Source organism: Nocardioides sp. dk884, assembly GCF_009557055.1.
GTDB lineage: Bacteria > Actinomycetota > Actinomycetes > Propionibacteriales > Nocardioidaceae > Nocardioides.
In genome coordinates, this window is the sequence record NZ_CP045649.1 from 1891653 (window position 1) to 1912908 (window position 21256).

The following is a 21256-nucleotide window of genomic DNA, read 5'->3' on the forward strand; positions in this document are numbered from 1 at the left end:
CAGGCCATGCGCGGAGTGGTGATGTACGCGCCCGGCGACGTACGCGTGGAGGAGCGCGAGGACCCGCGGATCCAGGAGCCGACCGACGCGGTCATCCGGGTCGAGGCGAGCTGCATCTGCGGCAGCGACCTGTGGCCCTACCGCGGTGCCGAGCCGGTCGAGCACCAGGTGATGGGGCACGAGTACGTCGGGGTGGTGGAGGAGATCGGCGCCGACGTGCGCAGCGTCGAGGCGGGCGACTTCGTCGTCGGCTCGTTCTGGGCCTCCGACAACACCTGCGAGATCTGCCGGTCCGGCTACCAGGCCTACTGCGTGCACCGCGTCCTGATGGGGACGATCGGCACCCAGGCGGAGCGGGCCCGGATCCCGCTCGCCGACGGCACCCTGGTCGCCACGCCCGGACCGCCGGACGAGGCGATGCTGCCGTCGCTGCTGGCGGCCTCCGACGTGCTCGGCACCGGCTGGTTCGCCGCGAGCGCCGCGGAGGCGGGGCCGGGCCGGACCGTGGCGGTCGTCGGGGACGGCGCGGTCGGCCTGCTCGCGGTGCTGGCGGCGAGGCAGCTCGGCGCCGAACGGGTGATCGCGTGCAGCCGCCAGGCGGACCGGCAGGCGCTCGCCCGCGAGTTCGGCGCCACCGACATCGTCGAGGAGCGCGGTCGTGACGGGGCGGCGCGCGTCAGCGAGCTCACCGGCGGGCTCGGTGCGCACTCGGTCGTCGAGGCGGTCGGCACCCAGGAGTCGATGCTCCAGGCGATCCACTCCACCCGGCCCGGCGGGCACCTGGGCTTCGTCGGCGTCTCGCACGGCGTGGCGCTGCCGGGCGAGGACCTGTTCATGGCCGGCATCCACCTCCACGGAGGCCCGGCCCCGGTCCGGCGGTTCCTGCCCGACCTCATCCGCCGGATCTGGGAGCGCGAGATCGATCCGGGCCGGGTCTTCGACCGCACCCTGCCGCTGGCGCGCGCCGCCGAGGGCTACCAGGCGATGGACGACCGGACGGCGATCAAGGTGCTGCTCACGCCCTGAGCCGCCGCGCGATCATCCGTTCAGCGTCCCCGCGACGCTGCCCAGCGCGAGCGCGAGGATGAACGCCCAGCCACCGCCCGTGCGCGGCCGCATCGGCGGCGCCACCGGTGTGCGCGACAGCACCCCCGACATCACCAGGAAGGCGATCGAGCCGATCGGCCCGGTCAGCAGGATCAGCCAGAACCATCCCCACGGCGTCACCCGCCGAGGCTCCGGCCCCAGCGCGAGGAGCAGCAGGGTGGCGAGCGTGGCGGTGAGGTAGCCCAGGGCGACCGGTGCCGGCGCCGTCCAGCCCAGGAGCTCGGCGCTGACGCCGAAGCCGCCGCCGTCGCGGCGCAGCGTGGTGATCTCGAGATCGGGGTCGCGGGCGCGCAGGGCATCCGGCACGGGCCTGCGGAGGACCGCCGTGGTGGCGTCGGACCGATGGCCGGTCTGTCGCCCGCGGACCTCCACGACCGAGGTCGTGCGGCGCAGCAGCCCGTCGCGCCAGCGGATCTCGACGGTGGCATGCCCGCTCGCCCGGGCCGGGAGTCCGGGCGAGACCTGGACCTCCGTGGCGTCGCCGGACCGGACCGCGGAGACGAGGTCGGAGTACGACGACGTGCGGTGGCCCTGGAGCACGGTCCCTGCCAGGACCGCCACCCAGCAGGCGAGCACGACCACGCCGACCAGCTGGGTCACCCGCAGCAGTCGCGCATCGAGGCGCCTGACCACGGGTGGCGGGGCAGGCTGCGTGGTGACGGGCGGGCGTGGTGCTGGGGTGTCCAGGGCGGGTCCTCTCGGGGCTCACGGGGGAGCGTCCCGCGGAGCCTAGTGGCGCACCGCTCCCCGTGACCCGGGAACGGTCTGCCTCGGCCGCTCCCGGGTGCACCCCTTCCGGGGCCCTCTCCCCGGGCCCCTTCCCTGGACTCCTGTGTGGCGCCGTGCCTCGGCGCGCCGGCCCGACAGTGTCGACGAGGGGATGGTCCCTCCATGGTCCGCCCGCGGAGCCCGGCACGGCAAGGGGTGCGGACGTGCCACTGGTGGTGCACGAGGGGACGTAGCGCCGGGCGAGCGACGCCACGGGAGGGCGGCGGGATGTAGTGAGAAGGTGGCGGGGTGAGCGCGCCGGCACAGGCCCCCGATGGACTGGGCTCCGCGCGCACCGGCCTGCTCGTCCTCGCCGTCGCAGTCTTCGCCGCCGTGACCACCGAGCTGCTGCCGGTCGGACTGCTTCCCCAGATCAGCACGGCGTTCGGGGTGAGCGACGCGGCCGCCGGGCTGCTGGTGAGTGCGTACGCCGGCATGGTCGCGGTGCTGTCGGTCCCGCTCGCGCTCGCGACCCGGCGGCTGCCGCGCAAGCCGGTCCTGCTCGCGACCATCGGTGGCTACCTGGTGAGCAACGCGATCGCGGCGGCGGCGCCCAGCTTCGCCGTTCTCGCCGCCGGCCGGGTCCTGGGCGGCGTCACCCACGCCCTGTTCTTCTCGGTCTGTATCGGCTATGCGGCCCGGCTCGTGCCGGCGACCCGGACCGGCCGGGCGTTGGCGCTGGCGTCCGCTGGGATCTCCGGGGGTCTGGTGCTGGGGGTGCCCCTCTCCACGGCGCTCGGCGACGCCTTCGGCTGGCGGCTTGCTTTCGGCGTCCTCGCCGCGGTGGTCGCGCTCGTCCTGGTGATGGCCGCGGTGGTGCTGCCGCCCGTCGACGGACCGCGAGGCGATGACGCGCCGTACCCCGGGCGGCGGCGTGACCTCGCGACGGTGGTCGTAGCCAACGGCGTGAGCTACCTGGGCACCTACGTCCTCTACACCTACATCAGCGTCCTGCTGCGCGACTCCGGAGCGCCCGGGGGCTGGGTCGGCCCGACCCTGCTGCTCTTCGGCGTGTGCGGGCTGGTCGGTCTGCGCCTCGCCGCGACCCAGCTCGACCACCGCCCGCACGGCAGCGCCGTCGTGATCCCCGCGCTGATGGCCGCCGGCACCGCCGCCGTGGCGTTGGCCTTTCCCCGGCTGGCCCTCGTGGTCGTCGCCGGCGCGGTGTGGCTGGCCGCCTTCGGACCCGCCGCGTCGCTCTACCAGACCGCGTCGGTCCGCTCGTCGGCGAGCGCGCCGGAGACCGCCGGTGCGTGGATCAACGCCAGCAGCAACGCGGGTATCGGCGGCGGCGCCGCGCTCGGTGGCGCCGTGATGGCGGTCTCGGGGCTCACCTGGGTCGCCTGGACCGCGGCGGCGGTCGTCGCCGTCTCCGCGGTCCTCGCCCTGGTGGCCCGCTCGGCCTTCCGGCCCGGGGAGCCGGTCCCCGGCGGGTCGCCGCACTCGTCGACGTGAGGCGCACGGTCGACAGCCGCGCGGTCGGGGTGGAGGGTGGAGGCCCAGGAAGGAGCCGGACATGGGCTGGTATCGCGAACAGGTCGTCCCCCGCCTCATCAACGTGGCCTGTGCGTCGGGACCGATGAACCACGAGCTCCGCGCGCGGGTGTGCTCCGGCCTGGCCGGGGAGGTGGTCGAGATCGGCTTCGGCTCGGGCCTCAACGTGCCGCACTATCCGACCACCGTGTCGCGGGTCGCGGCGGTCGAACCCTCGGACGTGGCCTGGCGGCTGGCAGCGGACCGGCGGGCGGCCGGGTCGGTCCCGGTCGAGCGCGCCGGGCTGGACGGCCAGTCGCTGCCGTTCGATGACGACACGTTCGACTGCGCGCTTTCCACCTGGACGATGTGCACGATCCCCGACCTCGACGCGGCGCTGGCGCAGCTGCGCCGGGTGCTGCGCCCGGGCGGGACCCTGCACTTCCTCGAGCACGGGCTCGCCCCTGACGAGTCGGTCGCACGGTGGCAGCACCGCTTGGACCCGCTGCAGCAGCGAGTGGCCGGCGGGTGCCACCTGGACCGCCGGATCGTGGAGGCGATCGAGCGCGCCGGCTTCACACCCGGGCACGTCGAGGAGTTCTACGAGAAGGGCGCACCGAAGGTGTTCGCGGCCGCCCGACTGGGCGTTGCCGCTGCCTGAGCAGCGCCCTGCTCCCGGGGGCCGTGCCCGCGGGCACGGGCTACCGTGCGCCGTGGACGGCGACGGAAGGGAAGCGATGCACCAGGAGCTCATGGCCCACGAGGCGGGGTCAACGTGACCGGCGACCGTGACCGCAACGCCGCGGGCCGAGCCGAGCAGGCCCGGCCGCGTGACGAGCTCGGCCGACCGCTGGCGTACGGCGCGGTGGGCGTGGAGCCGATCTCCGAGGAGCCCCGCCCGCCGGCGGAGACCCTCGCCTATGCGCGCCAGCTGCTGGACGAGGGCCGCCCCTTCGCCGCCCACGAGGCTCTCGAGGTGCGGTGGAAGTCCTGCCCGGCCGAGGAGCGAGAGCTGTGGCAGGGCCTGGCCCAGCTCTGCGTGGGCCTCACCCACCACGCGCGTGGCAACGCCGTGGGCGCTTCCCGGCTGGTGGAGCGTGCCGCGGGCCGGCTGACGGCGTACGAGCAGGGCGGTGGTCCGACGTACGGGCTCGACCTCGCCGCGCTCATAGGGTGTGCCCGGGGACGGGTCGAGAACGGGTGACGTTCCGCCGCCTTCCGTCGGCCCGGAAGGGGGCCTGATCGCATGCCGGTGCGACACCTCTACCTCGCGCGGCACGCCGAGCCGGGCGACCAGGGCAGGCTGACCGAGCGCGGTGTCCAGCAGGCGCAGTTGCTGGGGCGTCGCCTGTCGGCCGTGCCCCTCGGCTCGGTCCAACACGGCCCACTGCCCCGGGCGAGGGAAACCGCGCAGGTCGTGGCAGCACAGCTCGGCACTCAGGTTCCGGTCGTCGAGCTCGGCGCTGCCGGGGACTACGTGCCCCACGTGCCGTCCCCGGACGAGGTCGACCCTGAGCACCGCGCTGGTGTCATGGCGTTCTTGGCCGGCGTTTCGGCTGAAGAAGCGGCGCAGGGCGCGGCGCTCGCCGCGGAGGCTGTCCGGCTCCTCACCGGACCAGGCCACGACGACGGCGAGAGCCACCATCTCGTCATGACTCACGCCTTCACCATCGGCTGGCTCGTGCGCCATGCGTGCGCGGCCCCGCCGTGGCGGTGGGTGGGCCTCGACAGCGGCCACGCCGCTCTGACCGTGCTCCGCTACTTCACGGACCGGCCGCCCGCCGTGGCGGTGTTCAACGACATGTCGCACCTTCCCCCGGAGCTGCGGTGGACCGGCTTTCCCGACCACATGAGGCTCTGACTCACGTCCGCCGGGCGAACCTGATGTCGCCGTTGGGCATGCGTTGGTGCAGGTAGCGGTCGTCGTGGATGAGGTGATGGTGGTGGGAGCAGAGGAGGAGCCCGTCCGCGAGGTCGGTCTTCCCTCCGGCCGACCACGGCTTCACGTGGTGGGCCTCGCACCAGGTGGCGGGGATCGTGCAGCCGTCGGCGCGGCACTCGCGGTCGCGGATCGCGAGGGCCTTGCGTTGTCCGGGGCTGAACAGCCGGGTGGTGCGGCCGAGGTCGAGGGGCACCGAGCGGGTGCCGAGGACCGCAGGCACCAAGGAGGCCGAGCAGGCGAGTCGTCTGGCCTCACCGGCGGTGATCCGCGAACCGTCGGCCAGGGCCGCGGACCCGAGCCCCTCCAGGAGGGACTTCAAGTCGATGGTGATGACCAGGGTGGTCGCGTCGCCGCCGTGCAGCGGGAGCCGTGTCGGGTCGAGGGATTCGAGCAGGGAGCAGAACGCCTCCCCGAGTCGCCGTTCGTAGGGCACCCGTCGCCCGTCCGCCTCCGCGACCACGACCTCGCCGGTCGCCTTGCGGGGGTTGGTGAACGCCTCCAGCGCGGTGGTGAGGCGCAGCGCGGTGGCTTCGGGGACGCGGGCCTTGATCAGCGCGGTCCCGTCGCCCAGGCGTTGGGTCTTCAGCCAGGTACGCCGCCGGGCGTGGCGCTCGGCCTCGCGCAGCCGGCGTTCCTCGAGCTGCTCGGCCCACGCGGGTGCGACGACCTCGAGGATCCGCTCACCCAGTCGCTGCAACGCGCGGGGACCGAAGTCCGCGGCCTGCTCGACCAAGTGCACCTCTGCCCGGCCCAGCACCTCGGACCACTCGGTGGCGGTGGCGTCGACCAGGGTGCCGGCGCCGGCGAGGTCGTCGAGGGCGGCGGCGATCACGTGGCCCTGGTCGAGGCTGAGGTGTCCGGCCAGCAGCGCCTCGCCGAGGTGGTGGAAGTGCTGCTCGCAGGCGATCCCGAGCCGCTGCGCGCGCCGCGTCGTCCCGGACGATTCGTGGGTGCGGTGGGTCAGCCAGGAGGCGACGTCGCGGTGCCCGTCGGCGTCGGCGACGTCCTCGGCACACGCGATCACCCGCGCCCGCAGCGCCTGCGCGCGAGAGCAGACCTGCGCCATCATCAACAACGCCTGACGCTTCTCCGCCAGTGACAAGAACACCGGGTCCCGCGCCGCGAGCTTGTCGAGGAACTCGCTCACGCAGCCCACATCGGCGAGGTAGGGATGAGCCATTTCGGCCATCGGAGCCTCCCGAGATGGAGTGACGGGAACGGTGCCGCCAATGCCCTAATCGTACACCTGTTCGACGACATTCCGGGACGGCTGAGGGGCATCTGTGGAGTAGGCAACCGCCGCTCATGCAGGAAACGGAGCCGGGCCCGGGCCCGCCGCATAAAGACCCCGCTGACCAGGTGCCACAGGTCACGAAACCCTCGATCACCGGACATGTGTCTCAGCAGCCACCTAGCCTGACAGGCGATGAATGAGCAGCCCTCGAACCGCAGCCACGACCACGATCAGACGGGGGCACACGACATTCCGGCGCCCCCGCTTGCACCACCGACAAAGGTATGTCCCAAGTGCAGCGTCCAAACGCACACGAGTGGCGACTTCTGCCCGCACTGCGGCGCCAGGTACGTCAGGCGACGCCGCCCCGAGCTCGGCCGGAAGGCAATCATCGGCATCGTCGCCGCCGCGGTCGTCCTCCTCGGAATCGGAGGCGGCATCGTGTGGAAGGTGCAGCACGACCGAGAACAGGAACGCAACGCTGAGGCCGCCGCCCTTGAAGCCGAGCGCGAGACTGCAGCGCGCGAGAGGGAGGAGAAGGCCGAGGCGGAGCGCGAAGCAGCCGAGGAGGCCGCGGCGCTCGAAACGGCCGAGCGGGCCGTTCGGACCAGCATCATCAAGCAGATGCAGCAGTCGATCACGAAGGACGCCAAGGAGAAGGTCTCCGAGGGCGTTCTCGAGGGCCCGATCTACTACACCAACTGCGACCCTCTTGGCGGCGGCAGCGTCGACGACCTGACGGCATTGACAACCACCTTTGAGTGCCTCGCCGTGAACGAGAAGCTCGACGGCGGCCAGGTGCGCGGATGGGTGTTCAGCTCGACGGTGAACTGGGACGAGGGCAGCTGGAGCTGGCACCTGGGCCGCTAACGTGCGCAGGCGTCGCGGGTGCCGCAGGCGGTGGACGACCTCGGCGGTCGGGTCACCGAGCACTACCTGACGCCTTTGCTGGTGCTCGACCGCGTGGCGGCGCGGCGTACACCTGGGATGCGAGTAGACACCTCCCATGGCTGATCCGGTGGACACGTCCCGCGTCGCTGACTACGACGACTTCGGCGCCGAGTACTCGGCTCGCAACGCGAACAGCCTCTTCAACGCCTACTACGAGCGCCCGGAGATGCTCCGTCTCGCCGGTGACGTCGCGGGCCTGCGGGTGCTCGACGCCGGGTGCGGGTCGGGGCCGCTGACGGAGGCGCTGCGGGACAAGGGCGCGGTGGTGTCCGGCTTCGACCTGAGCCCCGTCATGGTCGACCTGGCCCGCGAGCGGCTGGGCGAGGACGCGGACGTGCGGGTCGCCGACCTGGGCGCGCCGCTGCCCTATCCGGACGACGCCTTCGACCTCGTCGTCTCCTCGCTGGCGCTGCACTACGTCGAGGACTGGGACGCGGCACTCGCCGAGGTACGCCGGGTGCTCAGGCCAGGCGGTCGGCTCACCGTCTCGATCATCCATCCCACGGTCTATGTGGTCGGCTATCCGGACGCCGACTACTTCGCGCTCACCCAGTACTCCGAGGACTACGACTACGGCGACCGGACCGTGTGGATGACCTACTGGCACCGGCCCCTGCAGGACGTCCTCAACGCCTTCATCGGCGCCGGCTTCACCATCAAGGCGGTCACCGAGCCGCCGCCCGCGGCCGACACCCCACCTGAGCTGGTGGCCGACCTGGACGGTCGCTCATTCATCTGCTTCCTGTTCGTCGACCTCGAGGCGGCCTGAGGGCACATTCGAGCGTCGCCGCTGACACCCGAATCTGCCGCGATCCGCGCTCGTCGGGTCGTTGAGCAATTGACGCGCATTCAGATGTTCAAGGTGCGAGGCTCACCCACGTGACCAGAGCAAGTAGGCGGGATGAGGGGCGGCGTCGATCAGAGCGACCCGACCAAGGCGACTTGTCCATCGTGGAGCGGCAGTTAGAAGCCGTGCGCCGGGCTTCCGCAGTGGTCGACGTCCCCGGTACCCCCCTGAGCCTGCGCCTCGACCGCGCGGAAGTCGTCGCCGACCGGGTGCGGCTGCGGTGGTCATTCGTCGACCCTGAGGTGCTACCAGGCGATCGTGAGTCTCATAACCGCCGGATCCGCGGCGAGCTCGAGGTTCCGCTGAGCCAAGCCCATGACGAGACCGCTTCAGGGTGGTGGGCGGACGTTCAGCTCGCGGCGGCGCGTCGCTACAAGCAGCAGATCGACGCCGATTGGAGTCCCGGCGAGCCTTACGTCCGCCGGATATGGTCCGTCGACGAGGCCTGGCAAGCACTGCTAGACCACCTCGGAAGACACGCCGACGTCCACGACGACAAGGGCGGAATCCGTGTGGTGAGGGGAACCGAGCAGACCACTTACCGAATCGACCCCGCCGACTGGGCCGCGTACCTCACCGGCCCAGAAGCCGCTGAGTCGACGGGCGACGGCGATATCGTGCCCGTCGGCACCCCGCTGTCCGAGGGGATTCCCGTGTGGGTGGCCGACGAACTCCTCGAGGTCACCGGCTCATGGGAGCCCGCTGTCGTCGAACTGGTGAACGGCGAGCTGGTCGGCCGCGATGACTGATCGGCGACGTGACTAGCCGTCGGCCTCGAGTCGGGCGACGAACGGCACCACCGTGCGCTCGACAAGGGACCGACGCTCCGAGTGCGGCAGCATCAGGCACTGGAGGGTGACGCCGTCGATCAGCGCGAAGAGCTGGGCGGCCGCGTGGTCCGACAGGCCCTGGTCGGTGAACCACTGCCGCAGCTCCTCGTCGAGCCGAGCCGAGGTCGCCGCCAGATCCGCGTCGACTGCCGCGATGGCCGCGTAGGCGAGCCAGACGCGGGCCCGGCGCTCGCGTGGACCGTCCAGCGGCAGCCACTGCTCCACGACACCCATCAGCGTGGTGGGGTTCGCGGCCGCGATGTCGGCGAGGAGCTGTTCGCCTGCGTGGTCGAAGGCGGCACGCACCAGCTCGCTCTTCGTGCGGTAGTAGTACTGCACCTGCGCCGGAGACACGTCCGCGGCCGCGGCAACGCTGCGGACGCTGAGCGCGCCGACGCCCTGCTCGGCGAGCACCGCCAGCACGCCGTCGAGCACGCGGGAGGCGCTCATCGGTCCTGTGGCCGCCGCGACCGGAGGATCGACCACCCGGTCACGACGAGCTCGATCAGGCCGAGCACCGCGATCACGAGACCGGCCTGACGCAGGCCGATCACCGGGGTCTCGACGTCGTGGAACGCGAAGAACATCACCAGACCGCCGAGGGTCATGACCGCGCCGATGCACAGGTCCCGTGAATGTCTGCTCATGCCGCGCTCCTTGTCCTATACGAATGTATAGGACGAACGTACGACATCGGCCGTTCGCGCACAAGCGCCCGGTCGACCCGCACGGGGCCGCGCGTCAGGGTGCAGCCATCGAAGGCCACCTCGAGGTGATCCGGTATCGGCGGCATGAGGGGCATCCTGCATCGGCCACTGGCAGGCCACCGCCGTTCCTCCAATGCAACAGCTCCGCACCGGATCCGATCCGGTGCGGAGCTGAGCGGTACGACGAAGCGGACCTCAGTGCGCGGCGACCACCGCATCGGTCGGCGGCGTGAGCGCGGCCTTGGGGCCACGGATCAGCGCGAACGAGGTGACGGCACCCAGCACCATCACCCAGGCCGCGGCGAACAGGACGTCGCCGTACGCGCCGGCGAGCGCGGGCATCCGCGCCGTGCCCGAGGCCAGGGCGTCGGTCACCGAGGAGGTGTAGAGCGCGGTGAACACCGCGACCGCGATGGACCCGCCGACGTGCATCGAGGCGTTGGCGAGCGCGGAGGCGACACCGGCGTCGTGCGGGTCGACGCCGGCCAGGGCGAGGTTCTGCAGCGGCACGAAGATCAGCGAGAAGCCGAGGCCCATCACGACCATGCCGGGGAGCACCTCGGACCAGTAGCTGCCTTCGGCGGTGATGCCGCTGAGGAAGAACAGCCCGGCCGCCACGAGGAGCGGGCCGACGGTGAGCACCACCCGCGGGCCGAAGGTGGTGAAGAGCTTCGTCGAGATCGGCGCGGTCGCCATGATGACGACCGTCATCGCGACGTTGCCGAAGCCGGCAGCGACGGGGCTCAAGCCCAGCACGATCTGGAAGTGGAAGGTCAGGTAGAGCATCGCGCCGACCATGACCACGCCGACGAAGGCCTGCAGGAGGAACGCGCCGCCGCGCACCCGGTCGCGGACCACGCGCAGGGGCAGCAGCGGGTGGGAGGTGCGGCCCTGCCACCACACGAAGACGGCCAGCAGCACGCCGCCGACGGCCAGGAAGCCGATCGTGTCGCTCTCGCCCCAGCCGTGCTCGGCGCGCGCGAAGCCGTAGATCAGCGCGCCGAGGCCCAGCGCGACGGTGACGGTGCCGAGCACGTCGTAGCGGGTGTCGCCCTCGGCCTTGCTCTCGACGAGCAGCAGCTTGCCGCCGATCAGGCCGGCGACGACGAAGAAGATGTTCACCAGCAGGCACCAGCGCCAGTCGGCGTACTGGGTCAGCACCCCGCCGAGCAGGAAGCCGAACGCCGCGCCGGTGCCGGCGATGATGCCGAACACCGCGAAGGCAACGTTGCGGTCGCGACCGCTGGGGAACAGGACGGCGACCATCGCCAGGGCGGCGGGTGCGAGCAGCGCCGCGAACACGCCCTGCAGGCCGCGGGCGGCGATGAGCTCACCGCCCGACTGCGCCAGGCCGCCCCACACCGAGGCCGCGCCGAACCCGACCATGCCGACCATGAAGGTGCGCTTGCGGCCCCAGTAGTCAGCGATTCGCCCGCCGAGCAGCAGCAGCGCGGAGAACGTGACGGCGTACGCCGTGACGACCCACTGGCGTTGGCCGTCGTCGATGCCGAGGTCGGCCTGGGCGGCGGGCAGCGCGATCGCGACGATCGTGCCGTCGAGGACGACCATCAGCTGGGTCAGGCCGAGTACGACGAGGGCCCACCAGCGGGTGCTGGGGGAGGGTGGGGATGAGGACATGCAGGAAGCTCCAGAGGATCCAAGGGGGCTCTGGAGGTTTCCAGCCTCGGACCGCCGGCGCGGAAAGCGCACGTTCGCCTCACCCGGTCCGTCCCGGGTCAGAAGCCTGAACTCTACGCAGCGCGCGCCCCCGGGCCCGTGCCAGCGCGAGGGTGACCTGTGCAACAGACTCCCGGGTTTAGGGAAGGGAACAGGGCCATCGCGTCTCGAAAACCGGGCTTCAGCGGGGTCTAATCAGGTCGCGATCTGTATACGGTGCTGACATGAGCACCCGAAAGATCGCCATCGCCTTGGGCGCGGCCGCCGTCGTCCTCGGCGCCGCAGGCTGCGCCAAGGACGACACCACCACCACGACCGAGTCCGGCGCCAAGCTCGTCTCCGACGGCACGCTGACGATCTGCACCCACCTGCCCTACAAGCCCTTCGAGTTCCAGGAGGGGGGCAAGGTCGTCGGCTTCGACCCCGACGTGCTCCAGATCGCCGCCGAAGCGGAGGGCTGGGACACCGAGATCGTCGACATCGGCTGGGAGACCATCGTCTCCGGCGAGGCGCTCAACACCGGCAAGTGCGACGTCGCCGCGGGGGCCATGACGATCACGCCCGAGCGGGAGGCGGTCATGGACTTCACCGACCCCTACTTCGAGGCCACCCAGGCGTTGATCACCCAGACCGACTCCGGCATCTCCTCCCTCGACGACCTGGCCGGCAAGACCATCGCGGTGCAGGACGGCACGACCGGCGCGGACTACATGCGCGACAACGCACCGGACGACGCGGAGATCATCTCCTTCGAGGACTCCCAGCTGATGCAGCAGGCGGTCAAGACCGGCAAGGCCGATGCGGGAGTCAACGACAACGGCCTGCTCAACTACTTCGCCAGCCAGAACCCGGACGTCGAGGTGGTCGACGAGTTCACCACCGACGAGGCCTACGGCTTCTCGGTGAAGAAGGACGACAACGACGAGCTGCTCACGATCATCAACGACGCGATCGCCAGCGACGACTACGACAAGGTCTACGAGAAGTGGTTCGGCAAGGCGCCGACCCAGTGAGCGCGCCACAGCGTCTCCCCGTTTCGCTCGCCGTGAGGGACTGAACCGTGGCGAGTCCCCGACAGCGCGCCGCGAGGTGGCGCGCCGTCCAGTACGCCGTACTCGTGCTCATCCTCGTCGCGATCGGCTTCCTCGCCGACTGGGGTGAGCTGCGTCGCGCGTTCTTCGACTGGGAACTGGTGAAGGAGCAGTTCCCCGACGTCATCACGATCGCGCTGAAGAACACGATCATCTACACCGCCTGCGGCTTCGCGTTCGGTCTCGTGCTCGGCCTGATCCTGGCGCTGATGCGGCTGTCCAGCATCGGGCCGTACCGCTGGATCTCCACCGGGATCATCGAGCTGTTCCGCGGGCTCCCGGCGCTGGTCGTCTTCATCTCGCTCAGCACCGGCTTCAGCCTGGCGTTCCCCGATCGGGAGATCCCGTTCGGCAACCTCGGGATCGTGACCCTGGCGCTCGGCCTGGTTGGCGGCGCCTACATGGCCGAGACCATCCGGGCCGGCATCCAGGCGGTGCCCCGCGGGCAGATGGAGGCGGCGCGGTCGCTGGGCATGTCCCACTCGCGCGCGATGGTCAGCGTGGTGATCCCGCAGGCGTTCCGGATCATTCTGCCGCCGCTGACCAACGAGCTGATCCTGCTCACCAAGGACTCCTCGCTGATCTACCTCCTCGGGCTCGCGCTGAGCGGCTACGAGCTCACCAAGTTCGGCCGTGAGGCGATGAACGCCAACGCCAACATGACCCCGATCATCGTGGTCGGCCTGTGCTACCTGCTGATCACGGTGCCGCTGTCGATCGTCGTACGTCGCATGGAGAGCCGTGCGGAGAGGGCCCGCTGATGAGCATCGGACACAACGGCGCCGGGCGCAGCGACGCTGCGATCGACGTGCAGGACCTGCACAAGTACTTCGGCGACAACCAGGTGCTGAAGGGCATCGACTTCCACGTCGGCAACGGTCAGGTGGTGTGCGTCATCGGTCCCTCGGGGTCGGGCAAGTCGACGCTGCTGCGCTGCGTGAACCTGCTGGAGGTCCCCACCAAGGGCAAGATCCTGATCGAGGGGGAGGAGATCACCGACCCCGACGCCGACGTGGACAAGCTCCGCTCGCGCATCGGGATGGTCTTCCAGCAGTTCAACCTGTTCCCGCACATGACGGTGCTGCGCAACCTCACCATCGCCCAGCAGAAGGTCGCGCACCGTCACAAGGACGAGGCGGTCGAGATCGCCCGGGCCAACCTCGCGAAGGTCGGGCTGGCCGAGAAGGAGTCGGCGTACCCCGCGCACCTCTCGGGCGGGCAGATGCAGCGCGTGGCGATCGCGCGGGCGCTGTCGATGCAGCCGGACATGATGCTCTTCGACGAGCCCACCTCCGCGCTCGACCCCGAGCTGGTCGGCGACGTCCTGGCGGTCATGAAGGACCTCGCGGCCGAGGGCATGACGATGATGGTCGTCACCCACGAGATGGGCTTCGCCCGTGAGGTCGGCGACAAGCTGGTCTTCATGGACGACGGTGTGATCCTCGAGGAGGGCGACCCCGCCGAGGTGCTGGCCGCCCCGCAGCACGAGCGGACCCGGTCGTTCCTGTCGAAGGTGCTGTGAGGCAGCGCGCAGGAGGGCGTCGGTCTCGGCCTGGCCGTCGCCCTCCTCGCCACGCTCGCCACGCTCGCCGGTGACGGGCGCGAGGCGGGCCCGGGTGGCCTCGCTCATCGCGTCAGTCCCGTCTGCGCCGTGGTTGCCGGCCGGCAGCATGGCGGAGGTGTGGGCTGGTCGGGCGTGCGCCGTTCCGGACCCGCATCATCGTGCGGCTGCTGCTGGTGCGGCATACGGCCGGCGGCGCGGAGTTCTTCTGCGTGCCGACCTCTCGGGGTCTCGACCTGCCGAGCCTGGCCCTTGCACGGGGCACCACGTCGCTGACAGCCGCCGAGGGGCTCGCCTTGCTCGCGACCACGACGCACGGTAGGGCCGACATCGAGCACCTCTGCGTCGGCTACGTCCGCAATGTGGTGCCGCATCCCGATCCGTCCTACCCGCACCCCACACCGTGGGCCCATGTGCCGGTGTTCGAGCCCGCGGGGACGGTCGAGCCCACCTGCGACGGCACGTGGGTGAGCCTGGACACCGCTCGTTCCGAGCTGTCGGTGCGTCACTGGTGGCCGATCGTCGAGCACCGTCTCGATCCGTCGGCGTCGACCGGCGGTTGTCCACAGGTGTTCTGACCTGGGAGAACGTCGGCCCGGGACTGTCGGTGGTCGGTGGTTGAGTAGGTCCATGGAAGCACCTCGCCCGCCCCGATCCGGCCACCCGGTGGCCGTGGCGGTGGCGTGCGTGCACGAGGCCCTCGACGCGGTTGCGGATGCGCCGGTGTGGTCGTTGAGCGAGGCCGAGGCGGGGGCGACGCTGCTGGATCTGAGCGCTGAGATCGATCGGTTGCAGGAGCTGCGGTTGCGGGTCGCGGCGCACGCTCACAGCGTCGAGGTGGGCGATGCGGTCGGTGCGACCAGCACTGCGAACTGGTGGGCGCACCAGTCGCGCCTGACCCGCCCGGAGACCCATCGGTTGATGCGGCTGGCCCGGGCCCTGGACACCGGGCAGCACGACGGCGTGCGGGGCGCTTTGGCTGCGGGGCGGATCCACCTGGACCAGGCGCAGGTGATCGTCGACGCGGTCGATGACCTGCCTGCCGATCTGGTTGACGAGGAGATCCGCGCCCGGGCGGAGGAGTTCCTCCTCGAGCAGGCAGGTGAGCACGATGCGATCACCCTGCGCCGCCTCTCCAAGCGACTCATCGAGGTCGCCGCCCCCGAGCAGGCCGACGCCGCCGAGGCCGCACGGCTGGAGCGTGAGGAGGCCGCTGCGCGTGCCGCTGCCCGGCTGACGATGTCGGATGATGGGCACGGCAAGACCCACGGCCGGTTCACGATCCCCACCCACCACGCCGCGATGTTGCGCGCCGCGTTGTTGGCGATCGCCGCACCGAAGCACCAGCACGCCGTGAACGGCGCCGGCGCTGTGGCAGGTGAGCGGCGGCCGGGTCCTGAGCGGATGGGGCAGGCCTTCTGTGAGTTCTTGGAGCGTTACCCCGCAGACCGTCTCCCCGACGCCGGCGGCGTGGCCGCCACCGTCGTGATCACGATGACCCTCGACTCGCTCCTCGGCGGGCTGCGCGCGGCCCACCTCCACACCGGCGAGACCATCTCCGCCACCGAGGCCCGACGGCTGGCGTGTGAGGCCGGGATCGTGCCGGCCGTCCTCGACGGCCAGGGCCGGCCCCTCGATGTCGGCCGCAAGCGCAGGTTCCACACGAAGGCCCACCGCGTCGCCCTCGCGCTGCGCGACGGCGGCTGCACTGCCGAGGGGTGCGACTGGCCGCCCGGCCTGTGCCACGCCCACCACGACGTTCCGTGGTCGCGCGGCGGTGCGACCAGCGTGGCCAGCGGCCGGCTCCTCTGTCCCCGCCACCACGCCAGAGCCCACGACCCCGCGTACGAGACCAGGACCCTCTCCGGCGGCAAGCTCACCTTCCACCGACGCTGCTAGGCCGACCGGCCGCGTCTGGCACCTCCTGCGGTGGTCTTCTGCCGTCTTGCTGTCCGGGGACTAGGGCTTGTCCGGCCTGATCCGGGCATAGGTCGCGCTGAGCTCCCACTCGACGTCCTCGCGTGCGCGGATCCGGATGCTCTCCTGCCCGGGCTCCAGCCTGATCAGGACGTCGGTGGTCGCGGAGGTCCCCGCCGAGCAGGAGATCGCGCCGATCCCGGCGTACCGCACGGTGCCCGCCGTCAGGCAGGTCACCGAGACGATCACGGCGGACGCCTCCGGCGGCCGCGGCCCCAGCTGCACGGTGCGGGAGCCGCGGTCGCCGACTCCTGTCCCGCTGCCGAGGGCGACGACCCGAGGGTCGTCCGGCGACGCGACCGGGCCCCTGGTGGACGGTGGGTCGCGGGTGACGCCGGTGTTCGGGTCGATGGCGACCAGGTCGTCGGCCTGCGTGCCTCCTCCGCCCAGGGGCAGCGCCAGGGCGGCGACCAGGCTCACGAGGCCGCGGCGCCGATGACCGCCGCCGCGGCGCGGCGTCGACGCCGGCGGGCGCGCGCCACCCGGCGCAGGGACACCAGGTCGAGGCGCAGCGGTGGCTCGGTGGCGTCGAGCTCTCGTCGCAGACGGGTCTGCAGGTCTACGTCGGTCATCGTTCCTCCTCGGAGGTGAGCACGAGCTCGGGCATCAGCCGTCGCAGGGTGGTGAAGGCTCTGCTGGTGTGCGTCTTGACGGTGCTCTCGGAGACGCCGAGGATCGCCGCCACCTCGGCGACCGGCAGGTCCTCGAGGAACCGCAGCGCCACCACCGCCCGTTGCGCGGGCGAGAGGTCGTGGAGGGCAGCGACCACGGTGGGGGACAGATCGGGGCTCTCGGACTGCACGGTGTCCGGGACGACCTCGGTGGGCGCTTCGCGCCCGTGGCGACGGAGGTGGGAGATGCTGGCGTTGACCACCGCCCGCCGCGCGTAGGCGTCGACGGTGTCCCTCCGGATCCGCGGCCACGCGAGGAACAGCTTGACCAGCACGGCCTGGACCACGTCCTCGGCGGCGTGCCAGTCGCGGACCACGACGTACGACGTGCGCCGCAGCTGCGCGGCACGCGCGATGACGAACTGGTCGAACTCCGCGTCCAGCTGGTGTCGGTCCATGCTCGTTCCTCTCGGGCGTCTCACCTCCTCTACGCGCGGGAGGGGGCCGGAGGTCTACACAGCGGTGTCGGCTGCTGCGGGGGTGCCCGAGGCTATCCCGGTGGCTCACGGACGCGGACGTGATCGGTGGCGAAGGGCGCCAGGTCGTGTTCGTCGAGCGGAGCGCGATCCCCACGCTCGCCCTGACGGTGACGCGGTGCCGCCGGTGCGGTGAGCCTCGGCCGATGAGGTCCGGGCCGATGAGTTCCGGACGCGGATCCTGCCTGTCCTCCTATGACGCGGATCATCGCCGACATCTCGGTCTCCCTCGACGGCTTCGTCACCGGGCCCGATCCCGGCCCGGCCAACGGGTTGGGCGACGGCGGGGAGGGGCTGCACACCTGGGCGTTCTCCGAGGACCCGGAGGACGGTCGGATCCTGCGCGAGGCGGCGGCCCGGTCCGGCGCCGTGGTGATGGGGCGCCGGCTCTTCGACGTGGTCGACGGGCCGTGGGGCTGGGACGACGAGACCGGGTACGGCGCGGGGGAGGCTGCACGGCCCGGGTTCTTCGTGCTCACCGGCTCGGCGCCCGCCGCGGTGAGGCTCACCGACCTCGACTGGACCTTCGTGACCACCGGACTCGCCGATGCGGTCGCTGCGGCTCGCCAGCACGCCGAGGCGGAGTCGGCGCGCGCCGGCACGGACCTCGATGTCGTGGTGATGGGCGGCGGTGCCACGGTCGCCTCCGCGGTCGACGCCGGCCTTGTCGACGAGCTGACCCTGCACCTGGCGCCCGTGATGCTCGGCTCCGGCACCCCGCTCTTTACTGCCGGGGCGCCGCGCACGCTGGTGCAGCGCCGCGTCGTACCGACGTCGACGGCGACGCACCTGACGTACGACGTGCGCTGAGCTGCGGGAGGTGGTGTCGGGAGGTGGGGGCGGCCCCACTACACCCCATGAGGGGAGCCGGGATGCGGCGCAGTTTGGATACATTCAAGTTTCATCTACCCCCACCGGCTGCCCCCAGCCACCCGGAGAGCCATGCACTTCCATCAGTTCACCGCCGTTCAGCACGGAGACGCCGTGACCCTCGGCGGGGTCATCGACGAGCTCTCCCTCCACGAGCTGCGCACGGTCTTGGAGCACAAGGTCGGCAAGGGCGCCCTGGTCGTCGACCTCTCCCACGTCGAGTACCTCGCCAGCATCGGGGTCAACGAGCTCGTCGCCGCGCTCCGTCGCGCACCGAGCGACAGCCCGGTCACCCTGCGAGCGGTCCGCGGATCGATCGCGCAGGTCGTGATGGAGATGAACGGGCTCCCGCACGCGACCGAGCTCACGCTGCCCGTCGAGGAGCGCTCCCGCGAGGTCGAGGCGCACTAGCCCGCTCCGGCACAGCGGCCGGCTCTCGACCGAACCACCTATACCGGGACGAGTGCTCGCGGCCCGGGAGTGAGCGGGTGGGCGATCTACGAGGCGGATGGCGCAGCTCGGCCACCCGTGATCTCGACCACCACCTCATCCGGGCTCTGCCCGGACCGGATCACGAGGCAGAGCGGGTGTCCCGCGATGCTCTTGCGCCACCCGCAGAACACCGGATCCTCGGCGACGGCCCATTCGTGCCTCTCGGCCAGCGCCTCGAGCTCGGCGATCTTGGCCGCCGTGGTCGACCCGTCGGTGATGGTCCAGGACCTCGAGACCTGCGCGGGCGAGCGCATGCCGAAGGGGGTGGTGTTGTCCTGGCTCCAGTCGAAGCGGAGCGCCAGCCCCGGCAGCCGCTCCGCGGCCAGGGGATCGGAGCGCATGGCGGCGTACTCAGGCGTGGACCGCGAGGCGAGGACCACGTGGCCGACTGCGGCTCCGACGACGGTCAAGGCCATCACGGTGACGAGCACCCCCGTGAGCACGGCATAGCGCGGGGTACGCCGTTCGGCGTGGCGCCCGGCGCGGGCGTGCCACACGATCGAGACCGCCAGGGGCACCACGAGCGGTGCGGCGGGGGTGTCGAAGTGGGCAGTGAGGAGGGGGGCTGCACACACTCCGGCGAGCACGAGCGCCGCCGTCCAGGGCAGGTAGCGGCGGTCGTAGCGTCCAGCCAGGAGCGCAGTGGCCAATCCGCCCAGTGCCCCGATCGCCCACGGTCGCAGCCACTCCGCGGCCGCCACCTCGCTGTGGTCGGTGCCGAGGGCGAGGACCAGGAAGACGAACACGGCTCCGTACCCGACCACCACGAGCGCCAGCGCCGCGTTGAGCGCGCCCCACAGCCGGCGCGCATATTCTCTCGCGTCTGTCGGCATGGCGGGGACGCTACGGTCCCGGACGGCTCGAGGACATGAGTACGGGCACTCAAGCCCCGGAGGGATCCCGGCGGACCTTCTGCACCAGCACCTCGGACTCGACGGGGGAGAACCCGAGCTCGTCGTTGATCGCGCGCATCCAGACGTTCGCGTCGTCGCTGCTGGTCCGCACGCGTACCGCCCCGGCGTGGTCTCGTACGGCGAGGAGCGAGGCGACCTTGACCGCCCGGCCGAGGCCCGCGCCGCGGTGGGCGGTGAGGACGAGGGTCCCCTCGACGTGCGCCGGGCGCGCCGGGTCCGGCCCGACGACCACGCACGTCCAGGCCGCGACCACACCGTCCGCGGTGACGGCGATCGACTCGACCGGGGTGCGGCCCTGCTGGTGCCACAGGGCCAGCTCGCGCTCGTAGTCCTCGACCGAGACCGGGGTGGGCTCCCAGCCGAGCTCGCCGTGGGGCGCCTCGGCGTCGACCAGGCCCTTGATCACGCCGACCTGGGCGCGCAGGTCGGCCGGGACGCCGTCGAGATGGGTGGAGACGGTGGTCCCGGCGGCCACCTCGGCGGGCGCCAGCTCCGCGGTGGCCAGGTCGAGCTCGACCACCGTCTCCGTGGTGGCGCGCGCATAGCCGAGGGGACCGGCGAACCTCCCGACGAGCGCGTCGATCTCCGTGGCCGTCGGCAGGTAGGCGCTGGCGACGTACCGCTCCGCCCCCGCGGGGCCGGCCTGCTCCGCGGCCCGGGCGAGCCGCGCGCCGATGCCGCGGCGCTGGTGCGTGGGCAGCACGCAGACGTCGAGCCAGGAGGTGTCCGGGGTGTCGTCGGCGGTCGAGGAGCTGGCGAACCCGATCAGGTCATCGCCCTCGAACGCGCCGACGAGCTGGTGGGACCAGCCGTTGTCGGCCTGCCACGCCGCCACTCTGGCGGGCTCGTCGAGCGGCACCCAGCCCGGCCGGGCGTGCGCGGTCGCCGCGCACTCGACGCGGTAGATATCGGCCACGGCCGATCGGTCGTCCACGGAGAGGGCCCGCAGGTCCAGCGGCACGATCATCGAACACCCCATGTCTCGAGCGGAGGCCCTCGAGGCAGGTCCCCGAGCGACGGGCCCGATCCTGCCTCACGCGGTGATCTGGATCTCCACGGCGTACGCGTCATGGTCGGAGAGCCGGTCTCCGTCGTGGAACGCCGGGTGGCGTTGGACGTCGGCGACGGCCCACGCGGCGGGGACCGCGAGGTGATCGATGCTCAGGAGGTCGTCGATCTGGTGCGGCTGCGTGGCGCTCGTCTTCTCGGCGCTGGTGGTGCCCGTCCACGGCGCCCGGCTGCCGCACGCGTGCCAGGGCAGGACCGAGGAGCAGACCCGTAGCCCCTCCACCTCAGCCAAGCCGCACGCGTTCGGACACCTCGGTGAGCAGCAGGACGTCGCAGTCCATGGCCTCGAGAAGGGCGAGGTGGCGGGCGTCCCACCGGCCGGCGAGGTTCCAGGTGCCGATGCGCATGGACGCAGTGTGGCGGCTCGGGGGCCGAGGCCAGCGGCTTCGTGCAGATCGCTCCGAGCGGCGTGCGCCACCGCCCCGCAGAACCACGAAGGCCGGTCCTCCGCGTCTCCGCGGTGGACCGGCCTCTCGTGTGTCGGGCTGACAGGATTTGAACCTGCGACCCCCTGACCCCCAGTCAGGTGCGCTACCAAGCTGCGCTACAGCCCGAACATCCATGACCCGGCGAGGCCGCGTCACGAACCGGGTGAACCTT

Annotated in this window: 27 protein-coding genes and 1 tRNA gene; 15 read left to right on the forward strand and 13 right to left on the reverse strand. The window is 71.7% G+C overall.

The genetic code is table 11. From position 1 onward, the window contains the following. The first annotated feature begins 6 nt into the window (after positions 1–6). Positions 7–1026, forward strand: coding sequence for a zinc-dependent alcohol dehydrogenase family protein (locus GFH29_RS09200; protein WP_194288937.1), 1020 nt, complete (start codon positions 7–9; stop codon positions 1024–1026). A gap of 12 nt (positions 1027–1038) precedes the next feature. On the opposite strand, the gene GFH29_RS09205 is transcribed toward GFH29_RS09200, so the two are convergent. Further along, entirely contained in the window at positions 1039–1707 is a 669-nt protein-coding gene (locus GFH29_RS09205; protein ID WP_153323052.1) for a hypothetical protein, read from the reverse strand. A 417-nt stretch (positions 1708–2124) separates the two neighbouring features. On the opposite strand from GFH29_RS09205, the gene GFH29_RS09210 reads away from it, so the two are divergent. From GFH29_RS09210 to GFH29_RS09225, 4 genes are all read left to right on the forward strand, one after another. After that, the gene (locus tag GFH29_RS09210; protein WP_153323053.1) at positions 2125–3330 is read left to right on the forward strand and encodes an MFS transporter; all 1206 of its coding nucleotides are present in this window, start codon (positions 2125–2127) and stop codon (positions 3328–3330) included. Positions 3331–3391: 61 nt separating this feature from the next. Beyond that, positions 3392–4009, forward strand: coding sequence for a class I SAM-dependent methyltransferase (locus tag GFH29_RS09215; protein WP_153323054.1), 618 nt, complete (start codon positions 3392–3394; stop codon positions 4007–4009). 114 nt (positions 4010–4123) lie between these two features. Further along, the gene (locus GFH29_RS09220; protein ID WP_153323055.1) at positions 4124–4552 is read left to right on the forward strand and encodes a DUF309 domain-containing protein; all 429 of its coding nucleotides are present in this window, start codon (positions 4124–4126) and stop codon (positions 4550–4552) included. A gap of 42 nt (positions 4553–4594) precedes the next feature. Further along, positions 4595–5209: a histidine phosphatase family protein gene (locus GFH29_RS09225; protein ID WP_153323056.1), complete on the forward strand. Its 615-nt coding sequence runs from the start codon at positions 4595–4597 to the stop codon at positions 5207–5209. Position 5210: 1 nt separating this feature from the next. On the opposite strand, the gene GFH29_RS09230 is transcribed toward GFH29_RS09225, so the two are convergent. Further along, a complete protein-coding gene (locus GFH29_RS09230; protein WP_194288936.1) occupies positions 5211–6470 on the reverse strand; it encodes an HNH endonuclease signature motif containing protein in 1260 nt (419 codons plus the stop codon). Between the two features lie 246 nt (positions 6471–6716). On the opposite strand from GFH29_RS09230, the gene GFH29_RS09235 reads away from it, so the two are divergent. The 3 genes from GFH29_RS09235 to GFH29_RS09245 all read left to right on the forward strand — a co-directional run bounded on the left by GFH29_RS09235 (position 6717) and on the right by GFH29_RS09245 (position 9071). Then, a complete protein-coding gene (locus tag GFH29_RS09235) occupies positions 6717–7394 on the forward strand; it encodes a DUF2510 domain-containing protein (protein WP_153323058.1) in 678 nt (225 codons plus the stop codon). Between the two features lie 136 nt (positions 7395–7530). Further along, positions 7531–8244 (forward strand): class I SAM-dependent methyltransferase, encoded by a 714-nt coding sequence (locus GFH29_RS09240; protein ID WP_153323059.1) that lies wholly within the window; start codon positions 7531–7533, stop codon positions 8242–8244. Between the two features lie 173 nt (positions 8245–8417). Continuing rightward, positions 8418–9071, forward strand: a complete 654-nt coding sequence (locus tag GFH29_RS09245) for a hypothetical protein (RefSeq protein ID WP_153323060.1) — start codon at positions 8418–8420, stop codon at positions 9069–9071. Between the two features lie 12 nt (positions 9072–9083). Here the strand turns inward: GFH29_RS09245 and GFH29_RS09250 are convergent, their stop codons facing one another. From GFH29_RS09250 to GFH29_RS09260, 3 genes are all read right to left on the reverse strand, one after another. Continuing rightward, positions 9084–9602, reverse strand: a complete 519-nt coding sequence (locus GFH29_RS09250) for a TetR/AcrR family transcriptional regulator (RefSeq protein WP_153323061.1) — start codon at positions 9600–9602, stop codon at positions 9084–9086. Then, positions 9599–9799 (reverse strand): DUF5708 family protein, encoded by a 201-nt coding sequence (locus tag GFH29_RS09255; protein WP_153323062.1) that lies wholly within the window; start codon positions 9797–9799, stop codon positions 9599–9601. The genes GFH29_RS09250 and GFH29_RS09255 overlap by 4 nt, the downstream gene beginning before the upstream one ends. Before the next feature lie 255 nt (positions 9800–10054). Next, positions 10055–11497, reverse strand: a complete 1443-nt coding sequence (locus GFH29_RS09260; RefSeq protein ID WP_153323063.1) for an MFS transporter — start codon at positions 11495–11497, stop codon at positions 10055–10057. A 263-nt stretch (positions 11498–11760) separates the two neighbouring features. Between GFH29_RS09260 and GFH29_RS09265 the strand changes: the two genes are divergently transcribed. The 5 genes from GFH29_RS09265 (at position 11761) to GFH29_RS09285 (ending at position 16087) form a co-directional block, all read left to right on the forward strand. Continuing rightward, positions 11761–12549, forward strand: a complete 789-nt coding sequence (locus GFH29_RS09265) for a transporter substrate-binding domain-containing protein (protein WP_153323064.1) — start codon at positions 11761–11763, stop codon at positions 12547–12549. A gap of 47 nt (positions 12550–12596) precedes the next feature. Continuing rightward, a complete protein-coding gene (locus GFH29_RS09270) occupies positions 12597–13388 on the forward strand; it encodes an amino acid ABC transporter permease (RefSeq protein ID WP_153323065.1) in 792 nt (263 codons plus the stop codon). Further along, positions 13388–14149, forward strand: coding sequence for an amino acid ABC transporter ATP-binding protein (locus tag GFH29_RS09275; protein WP_153323066.1), 762 nt, complete (start codon positions 13388–13390; stop codon positions 14147–14149). Before GFH29_RS09270 ends, GFH29_RS09275 begins: the two co-directional genes overlap by 1 nt. A 200-nt stretch (positions 14150–14349) precedes the next feature. After that, positions 14350–14766 (forward strand): hypothetical protein, encoded by a 417-nt coding sequence (locus GFH29_RS09280; protein WP_153323067.1) that lies wholly within the window; start codon positions 14350–14352, stop codon positions 14764–14766. A gap of 52 nt (positions 14767–14818) precedes the next feature. Continuing rightward, entirely contained in the window at positions 14819–16087 is a 1269-nt protein-coding gene (locus GFH29_RS09285; RefSeq protein ID WP_153323068.1) for an HNH endonuclease signature motif containing protein, read from the forward strand. 60 nt (positions 16088–16147) lie between these two features. On the opposite strand, the gene GFH29_RS09290 is transcribed toward GFH29_RS09285, so the two are convergent. The 3 genes from GFH29_RS09290 to GFH29_RS09300 are packed head-to-tail and all read right to left on the reverse strand — an operon-like array spanning position 16148 to position 17234. After that, positions 16148–16585, reverse strand: coding sequence for a hypothetical protein (locus GFH29_RS09290; RefSeq protein ID WP_153323069.1), 438 nt, complete (start codon positions 16583–16585; stop codon positions 16148–16150). Then, positions 16582–16737, reverse strand: coding sequence for a hypothetical protein (locus GFH29_RS09295; RefSeq protein WP_153323070.1), 156 nt, complete (start codon positions 16735–16737; stop codon positions 16582–16584). The genes GFH29_RS09290 and GFH29_RS09295 overlap by 4 nt, the downstream gene beginning before the upstream one ends. Then, positions 16734–17234, reverse strand: coding sequence for a SigE family RNA polymerase sigma factor (locus GFH29_RS09300; protein ID WP_153323071.1), 501 nt, complete (start codon positions 17232–17234; stop codon positions 16734–16736). Before GFH29_RS09300 ends, GFH29_RS09295 begins: the two co-directional genes overlap by 4 nt. Before the next feature lie 273 nt (positions 17235–17507). Between GFH29_RS09300 and GFH29_RS09305 the strand changes: the two genes are divergently transcribed. After that, a complete protein-coding gene (locus GFH29_RS09305) occupies positions 17508–18122 on the forward strand; it encodes a dihydrofolate reductase family protein (RefSeq protein ID WP_153323072.1) in 615 nt (204 codons plus the stop codon). A 132-nt stretch (positions 18123–18254) separates the two neighbouring features. Further along, complete coding sequence (locus GFH29_RS09310; RefSeq protein WP_153323073.1) at positions 18255–18593, forward strand: STAS domain-containing protein; 339 nt, start codon at positions 18255–18257, stop codon at positions 18591–18593. Positions 18594–18679: 86 nt separating this feature from the next. Here GFH29_RS09310 and GFH29_RS09315 read toward each other — a convergent pair whose 3' ends face one another. The 5 genes from GFH29_RS09315 to GFH29_RS09330 form a co-directional block, all read right to left on the reverse strand. Further along, positions 18680–19507 carry a hypothetical protein gene (locus GFH29_RS09315; RefSeq protein ID WP_153323074.1) on the reverse strand — a complete coding sequence of 276 codons (828 nt, stop codon included), beginning with the start codon at positions 19505–19507 and terminating at the stop codon, positions 18680–18682. Positions 19508–19556: 49 nt separating this feature from the next. After that, the gene (locus GFH29_RS09320; protein ID WP_194288935.1) at positions 19557–20555 is read right to left on the reverse strand and encodes a GNAT family N-acetyltransferase; all 999 of its coding nucleotides are present in this window, start codon (positions 20553–20555) and stop codon (positions 19557–19559) included. A gap of 66 nt (positions 20556–20621) precedes the next feature. Beyond that, positions 20622–20888 carry a hypothetical protein gene (locus tag GFH29_RS09325; RefSeq protein ID WP_153323076.1) on the reverse strand — a complete coding sequence of 89 codons (267 nt, stop codon included), beginning with the start codon at positions 20886–20888 and terminating at the stop codon, positions 20622–20624. After that, a complete protein-coding gene (locus GFH29_RS20810; protein WP_267128537.1) occupies positions 20881–21003 on the reverse strand; it encodes a hypothetical protein in 123 nt (40 codons plus the stop codon). Before GFH29_RS20810 ends, GFH29_RS09325 begins: the two co-directional genes overlap by 8 nt. A 133-nt stretch (positions 21004–21136) precedes the next feature. Further along, positions 21137–21210: transfer RNA gene (locus tag GFH29_RS09330), tRNA-Pro, on the reverse strand. Between the last annotated feature and the right edge of the window lie 46 nt (positions 21211–21256).